The sequence below is a fragment of the Paracoccus wurundjeri genome (assembly GCF_030678915.1).
GTDB lineage: Bacteria > Pseudomonadota > Alphaproteobacteria > Rhodobacterales > Rhodobacteraceae > Paracoccus > Paracoccus onubensis_A.
In genome coordinates, this window is the sequence record NZ_JAUUTZ010000020.1 from 25,209 (window position 1) to 47,009 (window position 21,801).

A 21,801-nucleotide genomic window follows, 5' to 3' on the forward strand; every position below is an offset into this window, starting at 1 on the left:
GCGCCCTTTCGTCATCTGGATGTCGCCGCCCGATCAGGCGCCGGCGTTCTTGAAGCCGCCACGGAAATCGGTAGCGCCACAGCCGAAATCGAGTTCGACCGAATAGGCGACACCCTGCTGTCCGAACGGCTCATCGGTGCGAAGGCGCGGACCTTCTTCGCCCTGCAGATAGCCGTACATGAACACAGGAACCTCCGATGGGTCCGCGAACATGTACCAGGCATTGCCGGTGATATAAGGTGTCGTCGCCGGGTTAAGCTTTCCGACATAGGGGTTGACGTTCGATGCCTGCGCGGCCTGGATAGGAGCCAGAAGCTGCATGGCCTCGAATTCCTTGTCGGGACCAGTCAGCAGGATTCTCGGCTCGACGGCTAGGAAGGATTCACCGGACACGCCCTTGCGCTTCCGCATTGCGGCATATCCGGCCGACACGCCCGCAGGAGTAATTGCGGAGGCCGTTCCCGCCTTGGTTCCATCGGTGGTGTTGAAGACCCGGCGGCCGGTTTCCAGAAGCGTCGGGCCGTCATTGCCCGCGCCCGACAACATCATCGCGAAGAAGGTTGCGTCTTCGAACGCCGCCACCGCGCGCCCGCGGGTGTTGATGATCCTGTCGATGGCAGACAGATCGTCATTCACCATCATCTGGCGCGTGATCCGGAATGCGCGGGCATAGGCGACCAGGGCCACGCTTTCCTTCTTGTCGCTGACGGTGCCGTACTTGATCTCTCCGGATTCTTCGACAGGCAAGAGCGTCGGCCAGTCGCCCACTTGCGCGATCGGATGGGGACGGAAATCGGTGAAGTCAATCCGTTCGGCAATAGCGCGGTAGACCGGTTGCGCAGCGGCATAGGCCGTCGCGAGACGCTTGTTCATGGCGTTCTCGAAGACGGCGGGGAAGTCGCTGGTGGTATGCGACGAAAACGCCATTTCGATTGCGCGCTGCTCACCTCCGCCGCGCGCGACGCGATCGCGACGCCCCATGCCGGCCATCGCCATTTCGGCAAGGGTCATCGACATGTATTCGCGGCCAGGACCACGAACGTCGCCGGTCCGGGACATGCGCGCGACGATCGCTTCTTCAAGGCCCTGCCGGCGCGTTGCACGCTCATCACGGATGATGCGGGCACTGGGACCGCGACCATTGATCTTCACCTTCTTGTCCCCTTTGCTGGTCAGTTCGGCATAAGCCTGTTTCGGCGTCAGGCCGCGATTGACAAAATCGGCCGCGCGATCCGGCGCACCATGAAGTGCGCACATATTGACCACGGCCATGATCTGCGAGGCGCTTGCCTTGGGAGCATCCTCATCTTCTTCTGCCTCAGGATCGTCATCGTTTTCGGCCTCTGGCTGATCACCTTCGGCGCGAGCTTCCGGATCGACCTGATCCTCATCACCCTGCATCTCGGTATCGTCTTCCTCGATCGCCGCGATGTCGTCGTCTTCAGCGACCGCACTGGCCGTCATTTTGGATTTCGGCATAGGTTTCCCTTTCTTGCCACTGGTGAAATTGGGCCCTGCCATCATGGCAAAGACCTCGGAGCGTTGCCGGTCGCGAGACAATCTTCCCGAGACGGCTTTCAGATTGGCAGGTGCGTTTCGATACAGGCCGTAATCGAATGCGGCGGGTTCGATCTGATCGCCGTCATCATCGGATGCGGTCGCAAAGCCCGCATCAACGGCGCCGGGCCCATCGAAATATGTTTCCGATTTCATGATGGCGCGGGCTTCGTCTACGGTGATCCCGGCACGCTTGGCGTAAATCCCGGCATAGGCGGTGGCGATGACCCCAAGACCCTTGGCAGCATGCAGATGGTCTTCCTCGGTACCGCGCCCGTCGATCCACCAACTGGCCGGGTCATGGACCATCATGATCGAGCCGAGAGACATTGTGATGGAGTCGCCCGCCATCGCGATCAAGCTGGCGGCGGAGGCCGCGATGCCCTCGACCACGATATCGACCGGGCCATCATATGCGCGCAGTGCCGTGTAAATTGCCTGACCTTCGGTCGCGATCCCGCCGCCCGAGTTGATCCTGACCGTTAACGGGCCACTCATTCCGGCCAAGGATTCACGCACCGTTTTTGCCGTGAAAAATTCCTCATCCCAGAAAGACGAGCCCACTGTTCCGTAAAGCAGAAGTTCGTTCATCGTATTCTCCTGATCTTGCCTTCGGCTTGCCCGGCGCGCGCGCGTGCCTGCATTTCCTCGATCACCTCTTCGACGCCGATGCCTGCCGAAGTCTGGCGTGACACATCCGCTCGCGGATCGCTGTCGAATGGCAGCTGCAGGCGATCCGCCTCATCACGATCCTGCGCGATTTCCTCCAGCAGCCGTTCGGGATCGATCCCAAGCTGGCGAATGACCTGCTGGCGAGAGGCAAAGCCTGAGCGCACCGCTTCGCGCAGCGCGGAGAACTCGCGCGCGGGATCGACGATGATCTTGCGCGGAGGCACCCAGGACAGGTCGAGGTGATCCCAGATATCTCCAGGCAGACCCGCATCGGCCAATTCTTCTCCATCGACGGACTGCCACGCCTTCACGAACAGCGAGGCCAGCGGCTGCATCATCTGCGGGATCAGCATCAGATGCTGCCAGGCACTGATATTCTGATCCATTTCCAGCCGTCCCATCCGGGCAGAACTGAAATTGACCTGGCTAAGATCGCCAGTCAGAGCCTCGTAGGTCACGCCCATGTCCGCTGCGACCGAACGCAGAAGGTTACGGGTGAACTCGTCATAGCCATCGACGCCGGGAGGTTCGGCGAACCTGACCTCTTCCGCGTCACCCAGATCATAGATCAGCCCCGGGGCCAGTTCCGTGAACTCCGACGCCTTCGACCCGTCGCCCCCGATCCGAAAGGCCGCGAAACAGGCAGATATCTTCTGGCGCATCAACTGCGCATCACCGAAATCGCCCAGGTCCTGAAGTCGCATCATCACTGGGGCGAACCATGTCACGCCGCGATCCTGCCCGGGCCGTTCAAGAAGATAGATATGCCAAACTTCATCCGCCGGGACGCGCTCAGATACGCCCGACCGCGTATGCGGCGACCAGTCAGCCCCTGGATGCTCGGGAAACAGCCAATAGGCCGCACGGCGTCCGGCAGCGTCGAATTCGATCCCTTCGCGGATTTCCGCACCGTCCGCCGTCCAGCCATAGCGTCCGGTATCCAGATAATCCGGCTCAAGGACCTCGATCTGGAATGGTAGCCCGCCCGGCACATCCCCGCTATGCAACCGGATTAGGACTTCCCCGGATTCAACAATGGTCCGCATGGCCAAATGCTGCAAGCCGTACAGGTTCAAACGACCAGCCCGGTCGATCCGACAACTGTCGAGATGCTGCTCGATCCGCTGCAAACCACGCTTGCGGATACGTTTGACCGCCTGTTCGTTCAAATCAGGGTAGGTGCAGGTGACTTTGGGAATGATCCCATCACCCACAACCCCGCCCGCGATTACGGACTGAGCACGCCGCGCGAACGGTGTGTTGCGCACCATGTCGCGACCGAAAGCCGCCATCCGGTCTCGACCGCGCGCAGCACCATCCGCATCCGCGCGTGATGCACGCAGACTGGATGTCCGCCGGCCGACCTTGGCTGCATCGTAATGGGCGGTGATCGCCAGTCGGGCGCGGGCACGGCGAAGCCCCCACTGCGGCGCCACCGCCGCAATGGTCTTGTCGATCAGGTTCATCAGATCACCCTTTCCGGAATGCCGGATATTGCTGGCGTGAAACGGACACGAGGCCGAGATCACGTTCCATCATGGCCTTGATGCGCATCATCTCATCCAGGCTGCGATAGGCGACCTTTTCACCGTTCACTTCGAGGTTGGTGACGCCTTTGGCGATCATCATCACCAGCGTCTGGTATTGCTGGATCGTCCAAGGCGTGGTCACAACCATTTCCCCTTGCGATTGCCGAGCCATCCACCGGGCTGCGGTCTGGTTTCCTGTGCGGCTTCGGCCTCCGGTGACTGTTCCGGTTGCGGTTCCACCGGCATGGCCCGTTCGGACAGCGGCACCACAGGCATCGCCGCATCGAACAGGTCCCCTTGATCTTCTGGCGCGGCCACTCCGCGAGCAGCCTCGAGGACATCCCACTGACCATCGGTCATGGCCGTCCAGCCTTTCTTGCGGGCGGCGGCCTCGGAATAGATCATGGTGTCGAGGCACTCATTGCGACGCGATGGCTCAACCAATTCCCAGCGCGACACCATCACGCCCGAGGGGGCGCGTTTCAACACCCGAACTTCGGAGGTGATCTGGCGGTAATATTCATCGCCCAGATCACGGGCGAAGGAAACGAAACCGCGTTCTTCCGGATCTTCCTTGGCCAGCCACGCGTAAAAATCCGCCTTCATCTGACTGACATTCAGCATCCATCCGCGCTTCTGGCGCTTGATCACCCGACCATTGGCCCGGCGATCTGATTGCGGGCGTAGCGTCGGACCATTGGCCGTGGACGATCCCTTGATCAGGATCACCCGCGTCCAGGGATATTTTTTGGCCCAGTCCCGCACATCCTCGGTAAAGGCCCCCTCATCGACGGCCATCATGTCCAGCGGCAATCGCAGCCCCAGGGTAGTGCGCCATGTCGATTTCAGCAGCGCGTCCAGACCGGCGCGACCTTCGTCATCACCGATATGATGCGGGATGATCCGATGGTCGATCACCCAGCGGCGATAGTTGCGCCCGTAGGCGCAGATTGTCACCTCGATCCTATCCGCCTGACAATCGACCCCGGCGGTCAACAGCACCCCGCATGCCGGAACGATCGAGCGGGCCAGAACCTGCGTTTCCTCGGCATTCTCCGCCCGGTCGCGCAGCTTTTCCCAGTCCGGCCCTTTCGAGGCCTGCTCATATGGCAGACCAAGGACATCGTTCCAGAAGGTCTGCTCGGTTTCTTCCTCGACGCTCTCGCGCGTCTCATCCTCGGTCTTGATACTGGCCTGCACACCGGTCCAGCCCATAACCTGGGCGAATTCAACGGCGATCGATGCCCAGTCCCGCTGCGGCACATACGCCCGCCAAAGGTGAAACCCCGGATGATCGCCACGAGGATTATGCGCGATCCACTTGCCTGCCGCCACCATGGCGGTTTTATGCGCGTGAGTGATGGCCTCGTTGCAGGCTTCACACGTGAAATGCGCGGCATGCAGGTTTTCCGGGTCGATATTCTTGCGGAAATTCTCCCAGGTCAGCGGCGCCATGTTACCGCAATGCGGGCAGGGCACGTGATAGAACATCTGAGTCGAACGGTTGAACGCACGTGTGATCCGACAGGTGCCGGTGATCTGCGGAGTGGAAATCCGGCCGATCTTTGCATCCTCGAAACCCGAAGCGCGGCTGGCGGCCAACTGCTCGGGATCGCCCTTCGGCGTCATCTCGAACTTCGCCACGTCATCCATGATCACGAGGCGGCGTGTCGTGCCAGCGAGATCGTCTGGCGACCCGGCACTGACCACTTTGAGTGAGCCGTCCCGACGCAGGGTTTCCTGATTGGACAGCGTGTCTGTCTGTTCTCCGCGACCTTCGCCGAATACCGCGCGCAGGCTTGGGGCCTGACGACGCATCGGCATCCATTTGTTGCGCACCCATTCCGTTGCGGATGAGGTGGTCGGGTGAACGACCAGACTATCGAGCGGCCCGTATTCATGCCATGCGGCAATTGTCGGGTTCAGGACCGAAATCGTCTTGCCCCATTGGGCACTCCCGCGCAGCGTGACTTCGCGTGCCGGATGCTCAGGGCTAAGTGCCTCGTGGATATCACGCAGAAAAGGAAAACGGTCGATCCGGAAAGGGCCGGGGAAGGGTGATCGTTCATCAAACACAATATTGTCTTCGCACCAGCGGGTAATGTCCGGCGGTGGCGGGGGTGTCATAGCGTTTGCGAGGCCGCGAAGAACCGCAGCCTCGGCAGACGACAGAAACCCCATGTCAGACCTGAGCCCCGGTTTCGGTGTCCGACATCAGTGCGATCGAGGATTCAGCCTGCAACTGTTCCGACCGGCTCGCCCTGTGCGCCCGCCACTGATCCATCATGATCTTGCGCACCTCGCGGAAATCGACGCCAAGCGCATCGGCGACCGCTCGGGCCCCGTCGCGCAATGCCGTTTCAAACTGGGCAACTTCCTGTGCCATAATGCGGGCGGTGTGCCGGGTGACCTCTTCGGCCAGCACCCAGCGGCCTTCGTCACGTTCGTTATCCCGACGCTTGCGGCGGGCATCCTCTTCGGCATTGAGTATGCGGGCCAACTCATAGCGGTCCGGATCATTCGGCGGCAGCGGCGTGTCGGCTTTCTGCGCTCGCGGCGGCGGAGATTCCCCGGCTTCGATGTTGCGCAGCGCCTTGCGGGTCTCAGAGCCATTGCCCATCATCTGGCCGGGATCGAGGCGACGTCCAAGCGCTGCGGAAACCTTCTCGATGTCGAATCTGCGCGAGCGGCCTTCCCCGGTATAGCAGCCTTCCAACTTTCCCTCGCTCACATACTGGCTGATCCGTGCTTTCGAGACATCCAGCTTGGCCGCAAGTTCAGTCGCATTCAGGTTCGACATGTTCCTTTACCATTCCAGTTGTTAAGCCGGTTAAGGCTTTCCAAAGTGTTAAGGGGCACTGAACCATCGGGGCGCGAATAACCCCCGTGCGATCAGGCCTTGGAAGGACCCGTCAAAATTCAGGCGCGGCTGTGCATCCGATCGACCGCGCGCCCGATGGTCCGCCGCAAATGCAAAGGCAAGCGGTCACGCCAGACCTTTTCGGCACCATCGAAGAAGCCCAGGCGCTCATCGTACATCGGCATGGCTCGGGTGAAGTGCATCACTTTCTGGATTGAGCCGTCCGCATTCCGCTTCCAGATGCCGGGCGATAGCTTCGAGCCAGCGCGCGGAACGAAGAAACCAGCGCGCTTCCTGTTTCTACGACGCGACCGCTGCGTTGTGTTTGCCGTGGCATCACGTTGCGCCTGCACAGCCGACAGCGCTTGGTTACGTTCACCAGTAGACCAGTTGCCATAGGCGTTCAGTTTAGCGCCGCCGGCCGGAGTGACTGCACTGATGATTCCATCGTATCCGAGCCGTGCATCCAGCAGGCTTTCCAAGCCGGTCTTCCGTCTCTGACCGCCGAATTCCTGCGTCTTCAGATAATGGCGGCTGCCGAACGATGGCCGTTCCGTCACCTGCGCTTCAAGGTCGCGGGTATGTGCCTTCTTCACCATGAAGGCGTTTTTCGTGAACCGGGTTGGCCGGTCGAATACCTGATCCATTCGGCCCTGGACATGCTTCAGCACATCGATTGCAGTATCATCCAAGGCGAGCTTTGCTGCCCACCGAACATCGCGTTCGGCCAGCTGGCGCATGTTCTTGCGCAGCTGGCGGTCATCAACCATGATTTTGAGCATACATGGTCCTGTCAGGGATGAAGCGGCAAAAGGGCGGAACGCAAACAGTGCAAGTGAGTTTTTGTCTTGCGTGCAATTATTAGGTCGGCGGACAGAACACGCCGAACCAGCCAAGCAAGGGAGAAGCAATATGACGAAAGATGTGGAGCATCTTGACGGTATTCTGCGGCGAGACATCATGACGGCCGTTATTCGAGCGTGCGACGAACTGAAGCTCGAATGCGGCGACGCGAAAGAGCTGGCTGTGCGGGTCGTACAAATCCTTGAAGATTCTGAGTCCCGCGATCGGGAAGCGTCCTGAGAAGTGCCGGGGAGAAGCCAAGCCCAGCCTGATGTCAGGGCGCTACTAGAACGCGAAAACATAGAACACCTGCGAGGGGATGATCCAGGCGGCGCGATTGAAGAGTTGGAACCTCACTTTCAGTTGAACGTTGGTTAGAGCGGTCGAGGGACGCAAAAAGAGGATACATAGTGATGAAAACGTTAGCAGATGCCTTCGAACACACCTTGCAAGATATCTACTGGGCCGAGAATGCCTTGTCCAAAGCGCTGCCTAAGGTATCGAAATCGGTCAACAATGCCGAGTTGAAGGCGGCGATAGATGACCACCTGAAAGAAACCAAGGGCCACATCAAAACGCTGGAAGCCGTGTTCAAGTCTATCGGCAAGAAAGCCGAGGGCGAAAAATGCGATGCGATGGACGGTTTGCTCAAAGAGGCCGATGGGCTGATTGAAGAGGCATCGGGTCATGCGCTCGATGTCGCGTTAATCGGTGCGGCACAGGCAGTCGAACATTACGAGATCGCGCGGTACGGTACGCTTCGGGAATGGGCCAAAGAACTTGGTCATGATGAAGCGCATACACTCCTTACTTCGATACTTGACGAAGAGAAGGCAGCGAATAGCAAGTTGACATCACTCGCTGTCACCGCAGTGAACGATGCCAAGAAGTCGTCGAAAAAGTAGAGCCGCTTGCGAAACCAAGTGCGTCTGCACGGGGTAACTCGGCGGACGCACGCTCCAGATCATGAGCGCGACTAGGGCGCGGATGGAGCTTTAATCGGCTCATCCGGACAGTTCATTTCTGCCATCGAGGAGACGAAAATGAAGGGAATTATCGCTTACCTGTTGGGGATACCCATAGTGTTGATCATACTCCTGTACATCACCGGCGTATTCTGAACCCGAGACGAAGAACGCCCGCGGGGAGGCTGATCCCGGCGGGCGCACTTCTAGATAATAATGATTCTCCTGCCACAGGCGGACCTAAGCCGTCAAGAGCTTTTTTCGGGCCGATAGCCGATCATGCGGTCCAGCGCGGCGCACAGCGCCTCTCGCAGGGCAATCCGGTGCTGCCCTTTGGTTGACCATCCGTGCGCCTTCAGAACGTCAGCCAAATGTTTTTGACTGATGCAAACCATCTCGACCAGAACACTATCATGGATCGGCACTGCCTCGGACTTGCCGCGTTGCGAGGGGCGGACGCGCCTTACCTGCATGGCGACGCCGATGCCGATCCGCCGACGCATCCCGTCGAGTTCCCGGCCAGCCGACAGATAGGCGTCCATGAAATCGCGCTCGCCTGATCCAGCGACCCTGCCATCGATAGATGAACATTTGATTGCACCGGCGGCGCGCCATTCGGTCAGGTCGCGATACCGCCGCCCGATCGCGATCTGACCCGGTGTCAGGGGCCAGCCCTTCTTCGCGCGTTCGGCAGCGGCGATCATCTGATCGAATACATCGGCGGCGCGTACTGCGTGGCGACCAGCGTATCCTGACGGCTGCTTTTCCCACTTGCCCTTGGCGTTCAGTTGCATTGAGGCCGGCATGAATGTCACGAAACCGCCACGCCCTGGCGCGGATGGGATCAGCCATCCACATTCTGCCGGCGGGGTCGCGTCATTCTTTAACTTGGCAATGCGTTGCCGCTCCGCTTCGAGCCGGGAATTGGCGTGCCCATCTCGCACAATCCGGTGCTGATCCGGATATTCCGTTGCTGCTGCGTTGCCTGCATTCAACATTTTGCGCCCCTTGTTCATTTTAATACTATCCCTTGCGTTCGCTTCTTTTTCGTCAGGGAGTTCAGGGAGGAAAGAGAGGTAGAGAGGGAGGATAAAGGGAGGATAGGAAGCCGTAATTATGAGCAGAATTACAGGGAGTTAGGCGGAATCAGGGAGTGTAGGGAGGATAATTCCGAACTACGCATGTGAGAGAAGTACTTCCCATTTGGGCTGCTATTCTCGCGCGCGTGCGCGCATATGCGTAGGTTGCAAATATCCTCCCTACACTCCCTATCTTCCCTAAGCATCCCCCAACCCCTTGATTTTAAACGTCACGGCCCCGCGCCCCTTTGCTTCCCTATCCTCCCCGCAGGGAGGTGTTATCTCCCTGATCGAAGACAACGAGAGAGGGGTGCGGGGAGTCGAACAGGACCGATCGAAGGCTGGCCAATGGTCGCGACACGCTTCTGCGCAAGTTCTGCGGACGATTTCGGCGGCAGTAAGCGGCAGGTAGCCGAGGCCGCCGCATTGGTTGCAAGGTATGTCGGTCCGGAATATCGGCGCGGTGTCCTGCGCGTTGCGCCGCAGTTCGCAACTGGGGCAGGGGTCGTGATTTCCGTGCAGATATGGCGTGGGCCCAGTCATGGAACGATCTCCATCCGCGCGCATTTCACGCGATAGCCGCGAGCGAACCAGTGCTGGACATGTTGACTGAAGTCTTGCGGGCTGGTTCCCCTGAAGTGATGGCGCCGCCAAGCTTCAGCCTCGGTTCGACCGAAGGAATTGGGTGCGAGCATCGCCCAGATTTTGTCGTGATGTTCTTTATCCCATGGTGAAAGGGGCGGAACGATGACGAAACCATCAATTATTATGGGTTCAGCCATTCTTCTTCCCCCGGAACTCGACGCGGCCGTCGCTGCCTTTGGGTAGATCGGTGTTGAATGTGTCGGTGAACGTGATGCCGTCATAGCGCATCACGCCGCTGGATTTTCGGTCGGTAAAGCCCTTGCCGGTCGATGGACTCCGCCACGTTCGGGACTTCTCTTTCAGTCGCCTTGCAATGGTCTTGTCGGTCCACTGGCCTTCGCCGCGCTGGTCGAGCCAGAAGTTGAAGGCCTGGACAAGGTCGCGGGTCGGGATGCTATGTGTCTGATCGCCAGTGACAAGGCAGGCAGAGTTGAGGAACAGCCCGACAGGGTCGGATTCCTCCCGGTATTCCTTGGTCGCGTCCAGCACGGCGGAAGGCTCCTGAAGCCCACCTTCGAGATAGGACAGCAATCCATCGATCATCCAATTGAGGATGCCTGAGCGCTCGGCCCAAAGCTTCTCGCCCAGGTTGGGGTCGCGCTGCTCTTTCGGTATCTGGACGTCGAACGGGACCAAGAGCACCCGTCGCCATATACCGTCATCGAGGCCGCGAATATCGGGCTTGTGGTTGCCGCTGATGGTCAACTTGAAGACGGGTTTCGTCTCGACGAAATCGCTATGCAGCGCGCGGATCAGCATCGGCTCACCGCCGGTAAGTTCCTTGATGATGGCTTCTTGTAGCTTCGCGCCTTCCTCCGGCTCCGATGCGCGCACGAAACGCGCCGCCATAATCGGGATCAGGTCAGGCGTGGCATCGCCCCCGCCTCGCCGGTTCTGGCCGGTCAAGGATTCTATTTTGGCGGTACTGGCGTAATCGCCCATGATCCGGGCAATCAGGTCCACCAGGACGGATTTTCCGTTTCCGCCGCCACCATGGAAGAAGCAAAGCTTCTGCTCGCCTGTGAGCGCGGTCATAGATAAGCCGAACCAGCGTTGCAGGAAATCCCGCATCTCGGCAGAGGGATGAATCTGGGCGAGGAAGGAATGGAACAGAGGTGCTTTCGCGTTGGGATCGTACTCGACCGGCATCTGCTTGGTGATCAGGTGGTCGCGATCATGTTCAAGGCACTCGATATCGGCAGTTCTGCTGAACCCTTCTTCCGGGCCGCCAGAAACGCGGAATCGTAATACGCCGGTGGCGCAGTTCACATCGAGAGGCGCGGCATCGAGTGCATCGAGCGGCCGCGCCAGCTCTACGGTCGCCTCGGTCATTGCAGCTTGGATCCGGGTCGTATTGCCCGAGGTTCGGGCGAATCCGCGATGATCCTTGCGCTTGCTGTTCAGGATTTTCTCAATCCCCTCGAGGCGCGAAAGCGTTCCGCTCAGCGCATTCCGTTCATCGCGCGCTTGCTCGGCATCGTCGCCGCCCAGAGCGATTGTCGCATCCAGATCCTTGGCCCGTTGCCGAACGGTTCGCGCCTCCGACAGAACCTGCATCTGCCATTCTTCCAGAACGACATACGGGATTTCCTGTTCGATCAAGCCACAGAGCTTCTGGGCATGACGGCGCGCAAGAATTGCATCAGGGTCCTTTTGCCAACGGGAACCGGACCAGACAAACCAGCCAACGCGCGGCACCCACATGACGTCATCGCCGAAATGTCGAACATAACGCCGACCATTGCCGTAATCGTTCAGCGGGAAGGTCGCACAATCACGGGGAGCATCGTAGATTTCGTCATCAGGGGGTACGGGGGAACCGCCGTCAGGAGGTAAGCCGGAACCATCAAAGTCCGATGCCGGAGCCTCGATTCCCTCTGGAAGGTCAACTTCCTCCTGATCGGTCATCGCAGCTCGGACCTTGTTAATACCTTCTGTCATCGGCTCATACTTCCTGAAACGGTTTGAGCGCGGCATGCAGCCGAGCTGCGGCGCCCCAATCAAACTCTGCGCGATGGTGCATGCCGAGATCGGCAGCATGGTCACCGGCATAGACAAGCCGCTGATGGGCTTCGCGCGCGGCGCGGATCAGCGTGGTGATGTCTTCGGAATTCGGCAGATCAGGCATCGCGGTTCACCTCCTCGGAGGTTGTGGTGCCACCGCTCAAAAGCAGGTCGTTCATGTCGATGCCGTCGCCAGGATGAACAATACCGGCAGTCAGGCCAGGGCGCGTTGCCATAGCGCGTCGAAGGCCGGACAAGAGCTTCGCGCGGGTCAACCTCGGCTCGCTGTCGCCATCCTGAACGAATATAAGACGCTGAACCCATTGTGGCGGAATGAATGCGTCATGATCGGACATGTCCGGAATGCCCGCGTATTTCAGCCCTTTTCCGAGCTTTCGTTGCCCGGACATGTTGCCGAGATCGACGCCAGCCCAATAGGCGGCACCGGTCTCAATGGCCTTTGCGGCCAGACCGGAAAGAGTTGTCTCTATCCCCTCGGCCATCACGAGAATGGAGGCATCGCGTGGCGTGTAGAGTCGGATCGCGCCACCTTTTTTCGAGCCGTAAACTTTTTTGGCCGAAACGATCTCGCCATCTTTGAATGGATGCGGAACTACGGGCTTACCCTTGGCCTGGTCGAGGTCGATCCACGTCCGATGGACCCCGCAGAATTTGCCGTCAGGACCGGCGATTTCCGCCAGCATTGCAGGGCCTTCATGAACTGTCTTGAACTCGCGCGACCGATTGGGATCGGGAACGACCAGACGTGCGTCAGGCTCAAAGCGAAAACATCGCGGCAATTTTGCACCCGAACGAGGCGGAATCCCTCGCCGCGCAAGGTAATCGACGACAAGCGTATCGTCTGCCGGCTGTCCGCGCTGCCAGATTTTCCACGCCAGAGCGATCGCGTCGGCTCTGTGTTTTGCGGCTTCGGCATCGCGCTTGCGTTGATTCTCCTGGGCGCGTCTGCGTTGTTCAGCGAGCTGTGCCGGCGTTAATTCCTGCCGTGGGCCAATGAGCCATTCCAATGCGGCTGGAAAATCCATGCCGAGCGCGAGCTGAACGAGCGCGATCTGATCGCCTTTGGCTCCGCAAACCCGGCAGTTGAATATCTGTTTCTGCAGGTTGATCCCGAAACGATCCTTGCCGCCACATGACGGGCATGGCCCGACCAGCTCGCCGCTGGTCCTGACCAAACCCGCGATCTGGAGCCGATCAACCAATTCGGCCATCGGCATCGCATGGGCAGCATCGATGCGGGGATCGACGTCAACCATGTGCACCCTCGACGCATTTCACAAGGTGCCGAGCGGCCGCGAGAACATCCTGCTGGCCGTCGATCGTTGGTGTGCCGTGATGATTAACGACATCAGTGGTCAGCATGGCACGCCAGCGCTTGTTGACATCATCCGGGCGGCATCCAAGTTCATCGGCGATGACCGTGGTTTTCTTTCCTTCCATCAGTCCTTCGATGATATCGAGATCGTCGATCGGCGCGAAATCATCATTCAGATTCGCGAGATGCATAACCAGCGCACGCTGCCGGATGGTTAGGTGAGAGAGGTCGCCGATATCGGAAACCCGGGTAGTGTCACGCACGATCAGCGGAGCGGGCGTGATCGGCTTTGGATCGCTTTGGGGTTTTGGCGTCTCCGCAACCGGCTCCGGCATGGGGGAAGAATCCTTTTGATCGGTAACCGCGCCAGCCTTTTTCAGCCTGAGATACCGCTGTTCGGCACTTCGCGAGGTCCGGTCCAGCTCCGCTGCAATCGCCCCCCAGGTCATGCCGGCCATTTTCAAGCGGATCAGTTGTTCGTCATCCTGCTCGGACCAAGTGCGACCGAAGGCACATGCACTGGGTTTCGTGGCTTTCAACTTCTGGATTCGGGCGCGAACTGCGGTTCCGCTCCGATCGATCTGCTTTGCCATGGCTGCGATCGTGCAGCCGGCACGCTTCATCTGAATCAGCTTGTCATCCTGCTTTTCGGTCCAGGCATCCTTGCGCTGTTGAGCGGGCGGGGTGTCCGGTTGCGAAATCACGGTTTCCGGTTGCGATTCCGGCGGCTCCGGTTGCACGTCCGGCGCTTCCGCTGACGGGGGTGCCGGCTCGACAGGTTTCAGAATTTCGGTCAACAACATGTCTGACTGCCGAACCCGGGCAATCTCGCCTGCAACATATTCGGCGAGATCGATCAGATCACCTCGGTCAAAAGAATATTGCGGACAGCGCTCGTTCAGCCCGCGCAACAAGTTAATTTCAATCGACAGTGTCATTTTCCCTCCTTTGCCGCGTCCCAATGCACGGCCATGCACATCCGGTCGAATTCGTTCATTGCCAACTGGATCGGGTAGATGATCCCGCTATGCGGTCCGAGGTTGTCGGAGATCCGCTGCACTTCGCGGACCAGCGGTTGCAGCTGTGGATATGCGGAAGATCGTTCCGCACAAGTGCTGAGGATCCGCACCATCATCTCGTGGTTTTCTGGTTCCGCTCCGGCATGTGGGCGGGTCATGATTTCCAACCCGTGGATCATCGCCCGATCGTAGTGGGACAGCTTCATGGTCAGCCCTCGATATCTGCGCGACGACTATAAGATGGCCAGCTTGAGCGCCGGATTGCGCCCCAGAGCTGACAGCCTGCATCGCGCAAAAGTTCTGGATCGCGGCGGGAACGCGGAAATCGCCCGGCGAAATCATCCAGCTCGATCGTCAGTGGATCAGATTCCGGAAAGGAGCCGTGAACCGCGCAGAGGGCAGCCGACAGCATTGCCTGATCGGTTTCGCCCTGGGCGGCTTTCATGGCCAGTTCCAGTGCGATCATCTGAGCACTTATGCGATTGCGGTCGGTTGCCATCTTCTTCTCCTAACTCCGCCCTGCCGCCATGGGAGAGGGGGATTGGCGGCAGGGCAGTCGCGCCGCCGGGGGTGAATGCGGCGATGCGGAACTCGAATAAAAAGGGCAGGGCGGCGAGCAGTGCGCCCTGCCAGTCATCGATGTCGAACAGGCGATGTCGGCACCGAAGAAAACTTGTGCCCCGCCGCCAAAAGGCAGCTCTCGGCCGGGCCAGCCGCAGGTTCCACGGTCCCGGTGAATAGCCCGCCCGAAGCGGCCGGAACCGTGGCGAGTGGACGAACAGGTACTGCGACCCAACCGCTCCCCCGCCCCGGGCAACCTGAAAGCCCGAAAGTCATTATCGTTTCCGCATGGTTTCCGCGTAACGCGGCAGGGTCTCGATCGCGTAATCGACATGCTGGCCGTAAGGTGCGTTGAACCCATCGAACCAGTTGCACGCCGTCTGGAAGGTCACGCCGAAATGGACGGCGCAGGTTTCACGGTTCGGAAAGCTCGCGATCATCAGCAGTGACCAGCGGCGCAGGAAATCCACCCGATCAGGGTGATGGTGAATATGCGCACGCCGAGCCGCGGCGGGATTGCGGCCGCGACCCTCGAACGGATTGGCATGGGACATTTGACGCAAGCGCGTGTCAGGCTGCGTCCGAATCTTTGGACTGTTCATTGGAGGTCTCGCTTTGGTTGGAGGATTTACTTGCTTCTTGAGCCTGCAGTTTCGATTTGACCTGCGGAAAGAAGTGCTCCGGGGTTAAGGGAAGCCCAAGGCGTAACGCCTCGGAAAGTAGGACTTGCTGAACTTCAGCTGGAATCAGACCGCCGGTGCCGCCTCGATGGACCGGGTAGGTCCAACGGCGAACACGTGAAACGGAGCGGCCAGTCATGCCGGAGACAGCAATCGGGCCGCCACAAATTTCGATGATTGTATGTGCAGGTTCCAACATGACGATAGAAGATGCGATTATCGCACCAAATGTCAATCAGAAATGTTTCGATAATCGGAAATATACAGCGGGTGCGAAATCCGCAACAAATCCAGCCATGGAAAAAATCGACCGCAACTGGATCAAGGCACGGCTGATAAAGATGGGGCGAGGCTCGCAGGCGCGTCTCGCAGAGCACCTCGGCATTTCGACGAACAAGATGTCGAAGATCATGAGTGGGACCAGGGAAATCCAGCAGGATGAAATCCCCAAGGTCTTATCGTTTTTTAATGCGCGGATTGTCACCGCTGACGACTACGACCAGTCTCTCGAGGAGATTCTTCGCGGGGCAAGCCGGCTGAATAATGACGGAAAACGGCTTCTACGAAGGCAATTGAAAGAGATACTTCAAACCCCATCTCTTGTTCAGCCATCCGAAGGCACTCTGCCAGACGAATCGCCTGATTCGGATTGAGCATCGCAACCGAACGTTCGATATCCGCCTCTAAGTGGCAGGAATTGTCTGGCAAATCCCCTCCCATGTGCCCCTCATGTATGAGAACATATCATGAACTTTAGGCGGTAATCTGCCGTACGCGCAACCCGTCCTTCGGAAAATTCATACCGATTTCGGAACCGTTTGAGGTCCGGAAGTGATATTTAGTGCGATTATCGCATTTTATTTCTTGAACTATTGATGCGATTATCGCACATTAATCTCTATCGCAACCCGATGGAGACCGTCGCAATGTCAGAATCTGTTACTGCAGGAATCATCACCAAGCTTCTACAAATTGCTGTAGACGCCCCTCATGAGAGTTCTGTTCGTCGAGACGCAACCTGGGCAGCAGCCCATGCAATGGATGCGACCGATCGGAGCGATAGCAAAAATCGGAGCGTAGACGTTACGGCACTGAGTGACGTGCTGAGCGAAATCCATTCTGCCATCCGCTCTGATCCTGCCAACCCTGCGATCAGTCATGCGGCAACTCGGATCGAAGCCACCTTTAAGTCCTATCCTTGGCGGCGTGGGGAATAGCCAGCCGCGCCTGCACAGTGCGGCTGGCATCTTCTACCTGACCGCAAATTCCACAACCGCGCAACCGTAGGGATGCGCGACAAGTTTGGAGATACACCATGTCATTTCTTCCTGACGACGCCCTTGCCCGGCATCCGATCTATGATCAGGTCCGGCAAGTCTTGACCAATCCCCAACTGGCGGAAGCTGCCGGACCTGTTGCCCGCGGGTTTGCCTGGTTCATCTGGGCCAACTCTCGCGGCGTCAAAATCTCACAGCGCAATATTCCGATCATCGGCAATAAGGGGAGGCGGTGATGGCTGATCCAATCGTCACCCGCCACCTCGGCAGCAGCAGCTGGCAGGGACCGAAGAGCGAAGCGCCCAACTGGTCGCTGCCGATCGACCTGCCTGCCTGTGATGATCAGGAGGGGCCAATCAGCGTTTTTGATGCGTATGACGATCCTGCTGCCACTGTCCGTAAGCTTGACGCCTATGAGGAAGGACTACGCGACGGTTGGGATTTGGCGCTCGAATCACCCCAGCTGTTCCCGCGCGATCTGATTTATGTCGTGATCGGCGCGGTCGGAACCGCGATCGGCGGCTTGATTGCGCTTTGGGGGTTCAGATGACCCACAGCAAAGCAGTCGAAGACGTGCTGGCCGAGCGCCGCCGGCAGATCGAGGCGGAAGGCTGGACGCCCGAGCATGACGACGGGCACGAGAATGGTGACCTGTCCCGTGCGGCCGCCTGTTACGCCCTTACAGCGGCCCGGTATCCTCACGATGATGTCGCCTTCCTGCGGTTCTGGCCGTGGCAGGGCGAATGGTGGAAGCCCACGACACCGCGCCGGGACCTGGTTAAGGCTGGCGCACTGATCTTGGCCGAGCTAGAGCGAATGGACCGCGCCGCCGAGAAAGGCGCTGCGTGATGGCGCTTCCCTATTCATCCTCGACGGCCGGCCAAGCCCGCGAAAAGGAAATTCGCGACACGCTCCGCAGTGCTGGCGCATCCGCTGTCGGTTTCATGGTCGATGGCGATGCGGATCAGATCATTGCACAGTTCCGCCTGCATGGGCGTGAAGTAACGATCCCCGTCCGCGTTGGCGCCTATGCCGAGGCGTGGTTCCGCGAGAACAAAAAAGGCCCACGGACCAAAGAGGCCGATCATGCTACCAAGGGCCGGAAGGTCGCAGAAAGCGCTGCCTGGGCGATCATGGCTGACTGGATCAAAGCGCAGGCTGCGATGATGGCAGCTGGGTTCCTCAATACCGATACCGCGTTCCTGCCTCATATCCATTTGCCGGACGGCAGGCGGGTGGGGGACGCCATCACTTCTACCGATGGGCCCCTGCGATTGCCGCCGCCGGAAGTGAAAGGCGGTGACGCATGACCGATCGCCCCACCTTCCCCCCCGAGCAGCTGCGCGCGGCATACGATCGATACGCTCAGTCTAGGTGGCCATCTGATGCGCATCGGCAAGCGGCGGCGATGGATTTGCTTGGGCCTCATGCCGACGACGACGCGATCGAGCGGCTGGCAGCTGAGATCGGGCGGGCGGTTGAGGAAGTGCATAAATGACCTCGCAATCTTTCGCCACCGCCAGAATCGCAGAGCGTATCCGGATGATTGAGGAAGCTCTGAAAAAGGTCCTCGATCGAGGGCCAGAAATGTCAGTCGAACCTTTTGCAGCTGGCGAAGCTATGCATCTTTGGGTGATCGCGACCCCATATGACGACAGCCGCACCGGCTATTCGCTTCACACGATCGCCCGGGAATTGGAGGTGCTGTTGCCATGACGCCGCTCCGCATCCTTATCGGCTGCGAAACCTCCGGCGTGATGCGCCGCGCCTTCGCCGCACGCGGTCATGATGTCTGGTCATGCGATGTTCTTCCCGCCGAGGATGGCAGTAACCGGCATATACGCGGAAATGTGCGTGATTATCTCGATGATGGCTGGGATATGTTGGCTGTAATGCATCCGCCCTGCACGCGACTTTGCCGATCTGGACGTCGCTGGATGTCCGGGCCGGGGAAATGGACACCACCAAAGCAACTGCCACGCGGGCGCAGCTGGGACAGCATGAAAGCAGAGTTTGAGGAAGGCGTTGCTTTGTTCGTCGCCTGTTGGCGCGCACCGATCGAGCGCGTGGCGATCGAGAACCCCGAAATGAACGATCTCGCCCGCGATCGCATGCCTATTGATCTACCTGCGCCCCAGATGGTGCAGCCGTTTTGGTTCGGTGAACGAGCCTACAAGGCAACCGGTTTCTACCTGCGCGGTCTGCCGCAATTGTCACCGACCGATAAGCTGCCCGAGCCTGAGCGCGGCAGTGACGATTGGAAGAGCTGGAACGCCGTTCACCGGGCCCCGCCCGGGCCGGATCGCTGGAAGTTACGCAGTCGCACCTATGAAGGGATCGCGGAGGCCTGCGCCGATCAGTGGGGCGGATATGCGATGGAGGCAGCGGCATGACGCGGGCCCCATCCACGAAACCCCTGTTCCGCGCCATCAGCGGCAAGGCTTCACGATCGGCCGCCGCATCCTCGATGTTTGACGATCTGCCGGAGCAACGCCGCCCGCAGGCGGACATACGGCGCGACGATGATTTCTATCCCACCGGTCAGCCCGAGGCGATCCGCGCCTTGATAGCCTATGACGGCGAGCGCATCCGCGAATCCGGCATCGTTTGGGAACCGGCATGCGGGGATGGCGCCATGGTCCGGGAGATCCGCGCGATGGGCATCGGTTGCCTTGCCTCTGATTTGATCGATCGAGGCTGCCCCAACAGCTGGGTCGCCAATTATTATAATTACACAGGCAGCCCAGCTCGCGCGATCATCACCAACCCGCCTTATTGCGAGATCAATGCCCGCGACGGTAAAGGCCGATGGTTGCGCCACACGTTGAATATGAAGGCCTGGGACTATCTCGCACTGCTGTTGTCCTGGGATTGGCCGGCGGCGCGCGCGAATGGCCTGGGCGAACTACTGGACACACACCCATTCAGCCATTGCTATCTGATGCGCTGGAAGCTGGATTTCACCGGGGAGGGCAGCCCGCCCCAGCGTAATGCCTGGTTCGTCTGGGATAAGCGCGATCCGCGTGGCCGCACGCATCCACGGCAATACCCCGATTTCCGGTGGATGGACCGCATCGATGCAAGGCAGGAGGTGATGTTCTGATGGCAGGAGCTTTGCTGACCCCAGATGAAGCTGCGGACATGCTGCGCGTATCGACCAAAACGCTACAACGGTTGCGGGGCAGGGGGCTTCCGTATGTAATGATCACGAATCAGACGATCCGATATCGCCCCGACGATCTGGAGAATTTCATCGAAGGACGAATTCAGCAATGCCGTACCGCTCGAAAAACTCGCGCTTCTGGCACTACGACTTCCAAATCAGGGGTCGTCGATTTCACGGCAGTTGCGGAACGGACGATTACGAGGAAGCCAAAGCGGTAGAAGCTGCCGAACGGGTGAAGGCCCGCGGCTCGTCTGACATCACCAAGAAATTCACGATTTCGCAAGCTATCGGCACTTATTGGGCTGACGTGTGCCAACATCAAAGCAGCGCGCGAACCGCCCTCAGCCAAGGCGCAATGATCCTGTCGGTCATAGATCCCGAGCTCCGAATCGAGAACATGACGAATGCCGAGATTATGAAATTTGTGGCGAAGCGTCGGGCTGTCGTGTCGAATGCGACAGTGAACCGGCAGCTGCAATTTCTTGGCCGTGCGCTTCGCCACATGCATCGAGTGCATGGCGCGATAGTTCCCGACCTTGATCTGAAGCGCGCCGAAACGGCCGAGCCGGAAGAGCGTGTGCGCGAACTATCTCCAGACGAGCAGAAGCGGTTATTCAAACACCTGCGAACAGACCTGCATCCACTCGTGCAATTTGCCTTAATGACCGGGGCCCGCCTCTCGACGATATGCGAGCTGCGGTGGAGAGACATTGATCATGATAATCGGCGAATGACCTTCCGCCTGAAATTCGCAAAAACGATGCGCTTCCCGCTGAGCCGTGAAATAGCTGCCCTGCTATCCACCTTGCCAAAATCAAAGCTGCCGGAGGATAGACGATTCGTTTTCACCTACGAGGACCAGCGCAGCAAAGATCGCCACCGGCGCAAAATCACTGCCTCCGGCGGTGGTTTGATGGAGGATTTCCGCGATGCGCTAGAACTCGCCGAGATCGAGGATTTCCGCTTTCACGACTTGCGCCACACCTTCGCCACCCGGATGTTGCGCGAGACGGGAAACCTCAAGCTGGTGAGCCGTCTCATTGGACATAGCAAGGTCGAAACGACTGCGCGATACGCACATGTTCTGGATGACGATATGGCGAATGCACTGGAAGGGTTCAGCAGTTTCAGAAATGGCAAGTCCCGAACTATTTCCCGAAGAAATTTAAAATAGCTTGATTTTCTTGCGAAAATTTTGAGGGCCGCAAGCTTCCCAAGCTTACGACGAGGGTTCGATTCCCTTCACCCGCTCCAATCATTTTTTACATAACATTCTGATCCGATATGGTTTTCAAGCTACGCTGCGTTGTGGCGGTAATGTGATTAGCTCGGAACATTTGGCCAGTTTGGGATACTTTGGGACTGATAACCTCAACGAGTCCCAAAGAATGTTCCCGATTCTGTCCCGTCATCCGAGTTGTCGCCAATCCGACCAAGGCATGCCATTACCGCCGTGTAAAAACGGCACATGACAGCGCAATCATTCTGATCGGTAAGCAATGGACGGGCACCTATCCAGTCGCAGAGCTGTCCAGACGGCTGGCGTTCTATCGCGGCCAGCGAACAAAGTTCGTGAAAACGAAAGTCACCTGTGATGCGACGATCGAG

General features: G+C 58.9%; 28 protein-coding genes. 13 read left to right on the forward strand and 15 right to left on the reverse strand.

Annotated elements, in window-relative coordinates:
• Positions 1-33: 33 nt before the first annotated feature.
• The 6 genes from Q0601_RS17650 to Q0601_RS17675 form a co-directional block, all read right to left on the reverse strand.
• Positions 34-2,148, reverse strand: coding sequence for a head maturation protease, ClpP-related (locus tag Q0601_RS17650; protein ID WP_305291205.1), 2,115 nt, complete (start codon positions 2,146-2,148; stop codon positions 34-36).
• A complete protein-coding gene (locus tag Q0601_RS17655) occupies positions 2,145-3,695 on the reverse strand; it encodes a phage portal protein (RefSeq protein ID WP_305291206.1) in 1,551 nt (516 codons plus the stop codon). Before Q0601_RS17655 ends, Q0601_RS17650 begins: the two co-directional genes overlap by 4 nt.
• A gap of 4 nt (positions 3,696-3,699) precedes the next feature.
• Positions 3,700-3,900: a phage head-tail joining protein gene (locus Q0601_RS17660; protein WP_305291207.1), complete on the reverse strand. Its 201-nt coding sequence runs from the start codon at positions 3,898-3,900 to the stop codon at positions 3,700-3,702.
• Entirely contained in the window at positions 3,897-5,834 is a 1,938-nt protein-coding gene (locus Q0601_RS17665; RefSeq protein WP_305291208.1) for a phage terminase large subunit family protein, read from the reverse strand. The genes Q0601_RS17660 and Q0601_RS17665 overlap by 4 nt, the downstream gene beginning before the upstream one ends.
• A 106-nt stretch (positions 5,835-5,940) precedes the next feature.
• Positions 5,941-6,558, reverse strand: a complete 618-nt coding sequence (locus tag Q0601_RS17670; protein ID WP_305291209.1) for a hypothetical protein — start codon at positions 6,556-6,558, stop codon at positions 5,941-5,943.
• Between the two features lie 119 nt (positions 6,559-6,677).
• Positions 6,678-7,400, reverse strand: a complete 723-nt coding sequence (locus tag Q0601_RS17675) for a hypothetical protein (protein WP_305291210.1) — start codon at positions 7,398-7,400, stop codon at positions 6,678-6,680.
• 130 nt (positions 7,401-7,530) lie between these two features.
• On the opposite strand from Q0601_RS17675, the gene Q0601_RS17680 reads away from it, so the two are divergent.
• Together Q0601_RS17680 and Q0601_RS17685 are read left to right on the forward strand one after the other, a co-directional pair.
• Positions 7,531-7,701: a hypothetical protein gene (locus Q0601_RS17680; RefSeq protein ID WP_305291211.1), complete on the forward strand. Its 171-nt coding sequence runs from the start codon at positions 7,531-7,533 to the stop codon at positions 7,699-7,701.
• A gap of 173 nt (positions 7,702-7,874) precedes the next feature.
• Entirely contained in the window at positions 7,875-8,366 is a 492-nt protein-coding gene (locus Q0601_RS17685) for a YciE/YciF ferroxidase family protein (protein WP_305291212.1), read from the forward strand.
• A 308-nt stretch (positions 8,367-8,674) separates the two neighbouring features.
• On the opposite strand, the gene Q0601_RS17690 is transcribed toward Q0601_RS17685, so the two are convergent.
• From Q0601_RS17690 to Q0601_RS17730, 9 genes are all read right to left on the reverse strand, one after another.
• Entirely contained in the window at positions 8,675-9,424 is a 750-nt protein-coding gene (locus tag Q0601_RS17690) for a hypothetical protein (RefSeq protein WP_305291213.1), read from the reverse strand.
• A 620-nt stretch (positions 9,425-10,044) separates the two neighbouring features.
• Positions 10,045-10,287, reverse strand: coding sequence for a hypothetical protein (locus Q0601_RS17695; protein WP_305291214.1), 243 nt, complete (start codon positions 10,285-10,287; stop codon positions 10,045-10,047).
• Positions 10,280-12,058, reverse strand: coding sequence for a DNA primase family protein (locus Q0601_RS17700; protein ID WP_305291215.1), 1,779 nt, complete (start codon positions 12,056-12,058; stop codon positions 10,280-10,282). The genes Q0601_RS17695 and Q0601_RS17700 overlap by 8 nt, the downstream gene beginning before the upstream one ends.
• A gap of 37 nt (positions 12,059-12,095) precedes the next feature.
• Positions 12,096-12,278, reverse strand: a complete 183-nt coding sequence (locus tag Q0601_RS17705; RefSeq protein ID WP_305291216.1) for a hypothetical protein — start codon at positions 12,276-12,278, stop codon at positions 12,096-12,098.
• On the reverse strand, positions 12,271-13,392 hold the full coding sequence (locus Q0601_RS17710; protein WP_305291217.1) for a DUF7146 domain-containing protein: 1,122 nt from the start codon (positions 13,390-13,392) through the stop codon (positions 12,271-12,273). Before Q0601_RS17710 ends, Q0601_RS17705 begins: the two co-directional genes overlap by 8 nt.
• Before the next feature lie 31 nt (positions 13,393-13,423).
• Positions 13,424-14,428, reverse strand: a complete 1,005-nt coding sequence (locus Q0601_RS17715; protein ID WP_305291218.1) for an SANT/Myb-like DNA-binding domain-containing protein — start codon at positions 14,426-14,428, stop codon at positions 13,424-13,426.
• Complete coding sequence (locus tag Q0601_RS17720; RefSeq protein ID WP_305291219.1) at positions 14,425-14,715, reverse strand: hypothetical protein; 291 nt, start codon at positions 14,713-14,715, stop codon at positions 14,425-14,427. The genes Q0601_RS17715 and Q0601_RS17720 overlap by 4 nt, the downstream gene beginning before the upstream one ends.
• Positions 14,716-14,717: 2 nt before the next feature.
• Positions 14,718-15,008, reverse strand: a complete 291-nt coding sequence (locus tag Q0601_RS17725; protein WP_305291221.1) for a hypothetical protein — start codon at positions 15,006-15,008, stop codon at positions 14,718-14,720.
• A 337-nt stretch (positions 15,009-15,345) separates the two neighbouring features.
• The gene (locus Q0601_RS17730) at positions 15,346-15,672 is read right to left on the reverse strand and encodes a hypothetical protein (RefSeq protein WP_305291222.1); all 327 of its coding nucleotides are present in this window, start codon (positions 15,670-15,672) and stop codon (positions 15,346-15,348) included.
• Positions 15,673-15,887: 215 nt separating this feature from the next.
• On the opposite strand from Q0601_RS17730, the gene Q0601_RS17735 reads away from it, so the two are divergent.
• The 11 genes from Q0601_RS17735 to Q0601_RS17780 all read left to right on the forward strand — a co-directional run bounded on the left by Q0601_RS17735 (position 15,888) and on the right by Q0601_RS17780 (position 21,367).
• Complete coding sequence (locus Q0601_RS17735; RefSeq protein ID WP_305291223.1) at positions 15,888-16,403, forward strand: helix-turn-helix domain-containing protein; 516 nt, start codon at positions 15,888-15,890, stop codon at positions 16,401-16,403.
• Between the two features lie 662 nt (positions 16,404-17,065).
• On the forward strand, positions 17,066-17,263 hold the full coding sequence (locus Q0601_RS17740) for a hypothetical protein (RefSeq protein WP_119745975.1): 198 nt from the start codon (positions 17,066-17,068) through the stop codon (positions 17,261-17,263).
• Positions 17,263-17,577 (forward strand): hypothetical protein, encoded by a 315-nt coding sequence (locus tag Q0601_RS17745; protein WP_305291224.1) that lies wholly within the window; start codon positions 17,263-17,265, stop codon positions 17,575-17,577. The genes Q0601_RS17740 and Q0601_RS17745 overlap by 1 nt, the downstream gene beginning before the upstream one ends.
• Positions 17,574-17,876: a hypothetical protein gene (locus Q0601_RS17750; protein ID WP_305291225.1), complete on the forward strand. Its 303-nt coding sequence runs from the start codon at positions 17,574-17,576 to the stop codon at positions 17,874-17,876. Before Q0601_RS17745 ends, Q0601_RS17750 begins: the two co-directional genes overlap by 4 nt.
• On the forward strand, positions 17,876-18,337 hold the full coding sequence (locus Q0601_RS17755; protein WP_305291226.1) for a hypothetical protein: 462 nt from the start codon (positions 17,876-17,878) through the stop codon (positions 18,335-18,337). The genes Q0601_RS17750 and Q0601_RS17755 overlap by 1 nt, the downstream gene beginning before the upstream one ends.
• Positions 18,334-18,525, forward strand: coding sequence for a hypothetical protein (locus Q0601_RS17760; protein WP_305291228.1), 192 nt, complete (start codon positions 18,334-18,336; stop codon positions 18,523-18,525). The genes Q0601_RS17755 and Q0601_RS17760 overlap by 4 nt, the downstream gene beginning before the upstream one ends.
• On the forward strand, positions 18,522-18,743 hold the full coding sequence (locus Q0601_RS17765; protein ID WP_305291229.1) for a hypothetical protein: 222 nt from the start codon (positions 18,522-18,524) through the stop codon (positions 18,741-18,743). Before Q0601_RS17760 ends, Q0601_RS17765 begins: the two co-directional genes overlap by 4 nt.
• On the forward strand, positions 18,740-19,420 hold the full coding sequence (locus tag Q0601_RS17770) for a hypothetical protein (protein ID WP_305291231.1): 681 nt from the start codon (positions 18,740-18,742) through the stop codon (positions 19,418-19,420). The genes Q0601_RS17765 and Q0601_RS17770 overlap by 4 nt, the downstream gene beginning before the upstream one ends.
• Positions 19,417-20,130 (forward strand): hypothetical protein, encoded by a 714-nt coding sequence (locus tag Q0601_RS17775; protein ID WP_305291232.1) that lies wholly within the window; start codon positions 19,417-19,419, stop codon positions 20,128-20,130. Before Q0601_RS17770 ends, Q0601_RS17775 begins: the two co-directional genes overlap by 4 nt.
• The gene (locus Q0601_RS24730; protein ID WP_370656149.1) at positions 20,130-20,411 is read left to right on the forward strand and encodes a helix-turn-helix domain-containing protein; all 282 of its coding nucleotides are present in this window, start codon (positions 20,130-20,132) and stop codon (positions 20,409-20,411) included. Before Q0601_RS17775 ends, Q0601_RS24730 begins: the two co-directional genes overlap by 1 nt.
• Complete coding sequence (locus Q0601_RS17780; RefSeq protein ID WP_305291233.1) at positions 20,300-21,367, forward strand: tyrosine-type recombinase/integrase; 1,068 nt, start codon at positions 20,300-20,302, stop codon at positions 21,365-21,367. The genes Q0601_RS24730 and Q0601_RS17780 overlap by 112 nt, the downstream gene beginning before the upstream one ends.
• Positions 21,368-21,801 lie beyond the last annotated feature (434 nt).

What these genes read in the sequence shown, in the direction of transcription:
- Q0601_RS17780 (WP_305291233.1), top strand. Translation starts at nt 20,300, where the DNA reads ATGCCGTACCGCTCGAAAAACTCGCGCTTCTGGCACTACGACTTCCAA.
- Q0601_RS17710 (WP_305291217.1), bottom strand. Translation starts at nt 13,392, where the DNA reads ATGCCGATGGCCGAATTGGTTGATCGGCTCCAGATCGCGGGTTTGGTC.
- Q0601_RS17725 (WP_305291221.1), bottom strand. Translation starts at nt 15,008, where the DNA reads ATGGCAACCGACCGCAATCGCATAAGTGCTCAGATGATCGCACTGGAA.
- Q0601_RS17650 (WP_305291205.1), bottom strand. Translation starts at nt 2,148, where the DNA reads ATGAACGAACTTCTGCTTTACGGAACAGTGGGCTCGTCTTTCTGGGAT.
- Q0601_RS17765 (WP_305291229.1), top strand. Translation starts at nt 18,522, where the DNA reads ATGACCTCGCAATCTTTCGCCACCGCCAGAATCGCAGAGCGTATCCGG.
- Q0601_RS17745 (WP_305291224.1), top strand. Translation starts at nt 17,263, where the DNA reads ATGGCTGATCCAATCGTCACCCGCCACCTCGGCAGCAGCAGCTGGCAG.
- Q0601_RS17655 (WP_305291206.1), bottom strand. Translation starts at nt 3,695, where the DNA reads ATGAACCTGATCGACAAGACCATTGCGGCGGTGGCGCCGCAGTGGGGG.
- Q0601_RS17735 (WP_305291223.1), top strand. Translation starts at nt 15,888, where the DNA reads ATGCCGGAGACAGCAATCGGGCCGCCACAAATTTCGATGATTGTATGT.
- Q0601_RS17680 (WP_305291211.1), top strand. Translation starts at nt 7,531, where the DNA reads ATGACGAAAGATGTGGAGCATCTTGACGGTATTCTGCGGCGAGACATC.
- Q0601_RS17740 (WP_119745975.1), top strand. Translation starts at nt 17,066, where the DNA reads ATGTCATTTCTTCCTGACGACGCCCTTGCCCGGCATCCGATCTATGAT.
- Q0601_RS17705 (WP_305291216.1), bottom strand. Translation starts at nt 12,278, where the DNA reads ATGCCTGATCTGCCGAATTCCGAAGACATCACCACGCTGATCCGCGCC.
- Q0601_RS17700 (WP_305291215.1), bottom strand. Translation starts at nt 12,058, where the DNA reads ATGACCGATCAGGAGGAAGTTGACCTTCCAGAGGGAATCGAGGCTCCG.
- Q0601_RS17695 (WP_305291214.1), bottom strand. Translation starts at nt 10,287, where the DNA reads ATGGCTGAACCCATAATAATTGATGGTTTCGTCATCGTTCCGCCCCTT.
- Q0601_RS17715 (WP_305291218.1), bottom strand. Translation starts at nt 14,428, where the DNA reads ATGACACTGTCGATTGAAATTAACTTGTTGCGCGGGCTGAACGAGCGC.
- Q0601_RS17755 (WP_305291226.1), top strand. Translation starts at nt 17,876, where the DNA reads ATGGCGCTTCCCTATTCATCCTCGACGGCCGGCCAAGCCCGCGAAAAG.
- Q0601_RS17770 (WP_305291231.1), top strand. Translation starts at nt 18,740, where the DNA reads ATGACGCCGCTCCGCATCCTTATCGGCTGCGAAACCTCCGGCGTGATG.
- Q0601_RS17690 (WP_305291213.1), bottom strand. Translation starts at nt 9,424, where the DNA reads ATGTTGAATGCAGGCAACGCAGCAGCAACGGAATATCCGGATCAGCAC.
- Q0601_RS17675 (WP_305291210.1), bottom strand. Translation starts at nt 7,400, where the DNA reads ATGCTCAAAATCATGGTTGATGACCGCCAGCTGCGCAAGAACATGCGC.
- Q0601_RS17760 (WP_305291228.1), top strand. Translation starts at nt 18,334, where the DNA reads ATGACCGATCGCCCCACCTTCCCCCCCGAGCAGCTGCGCGCGGCATAC.
- Q0601_RS17775 (WP_305291232.1), top strand. Translation starts at nt 19,417, where the DNA reads ATGACGCGGGCCCCATCCACGAAACCCCTGTTCCGCGCCATCAGCGGC.
- Q0601_RS17750 (WP_305291225.1), top strand. Translation starts at nt 17,574, where the DNA reads ATGACCCACAGCAAAGCAGTCGAAGACGTGCTGGCCGAGCGCCGCCGG.
- Q0601_RS24730 (WP_370656149.1), top strand. Translation starts at nt 20,130, where the DNA reads ATGGCAGGAGCTTTGCTGACCCCAGATGAAGCTGCGGACATGCTGCGC.
- Q0601_RS17730 (WP_305291222.1), bottom strand. Translation starts at nt 15,672, where the DNA reads ATGAACAGTCCAAAGATTCGGACGCAGCCTGACACGCGCTTGCGTCAA.
- Q0601_RS17670 (WP_305291209.1), bottom strand. Translation starts at nt 6,558, where the DNA reads ATGTCGAACCTGAATGCGACTGAACTTGCGGCCAAGCTGGATGTCTCG.
- Q0601_RS17720 (WP_305291219.1), bottom strand. Translation starts at nt 14,715, where the DNA reads ATGAAGCTGTCCCACTACGATCGGGCGATGATCCACGGGTTGGAAATC.
- Q0601_RS17685 (WP_305291212.1), top strand. Translation starts at nt 7,875, where the DNA reads ATGAAAACGTTAGCAGATGCCTTCGAACACACCTTGCAAGATATCTAC.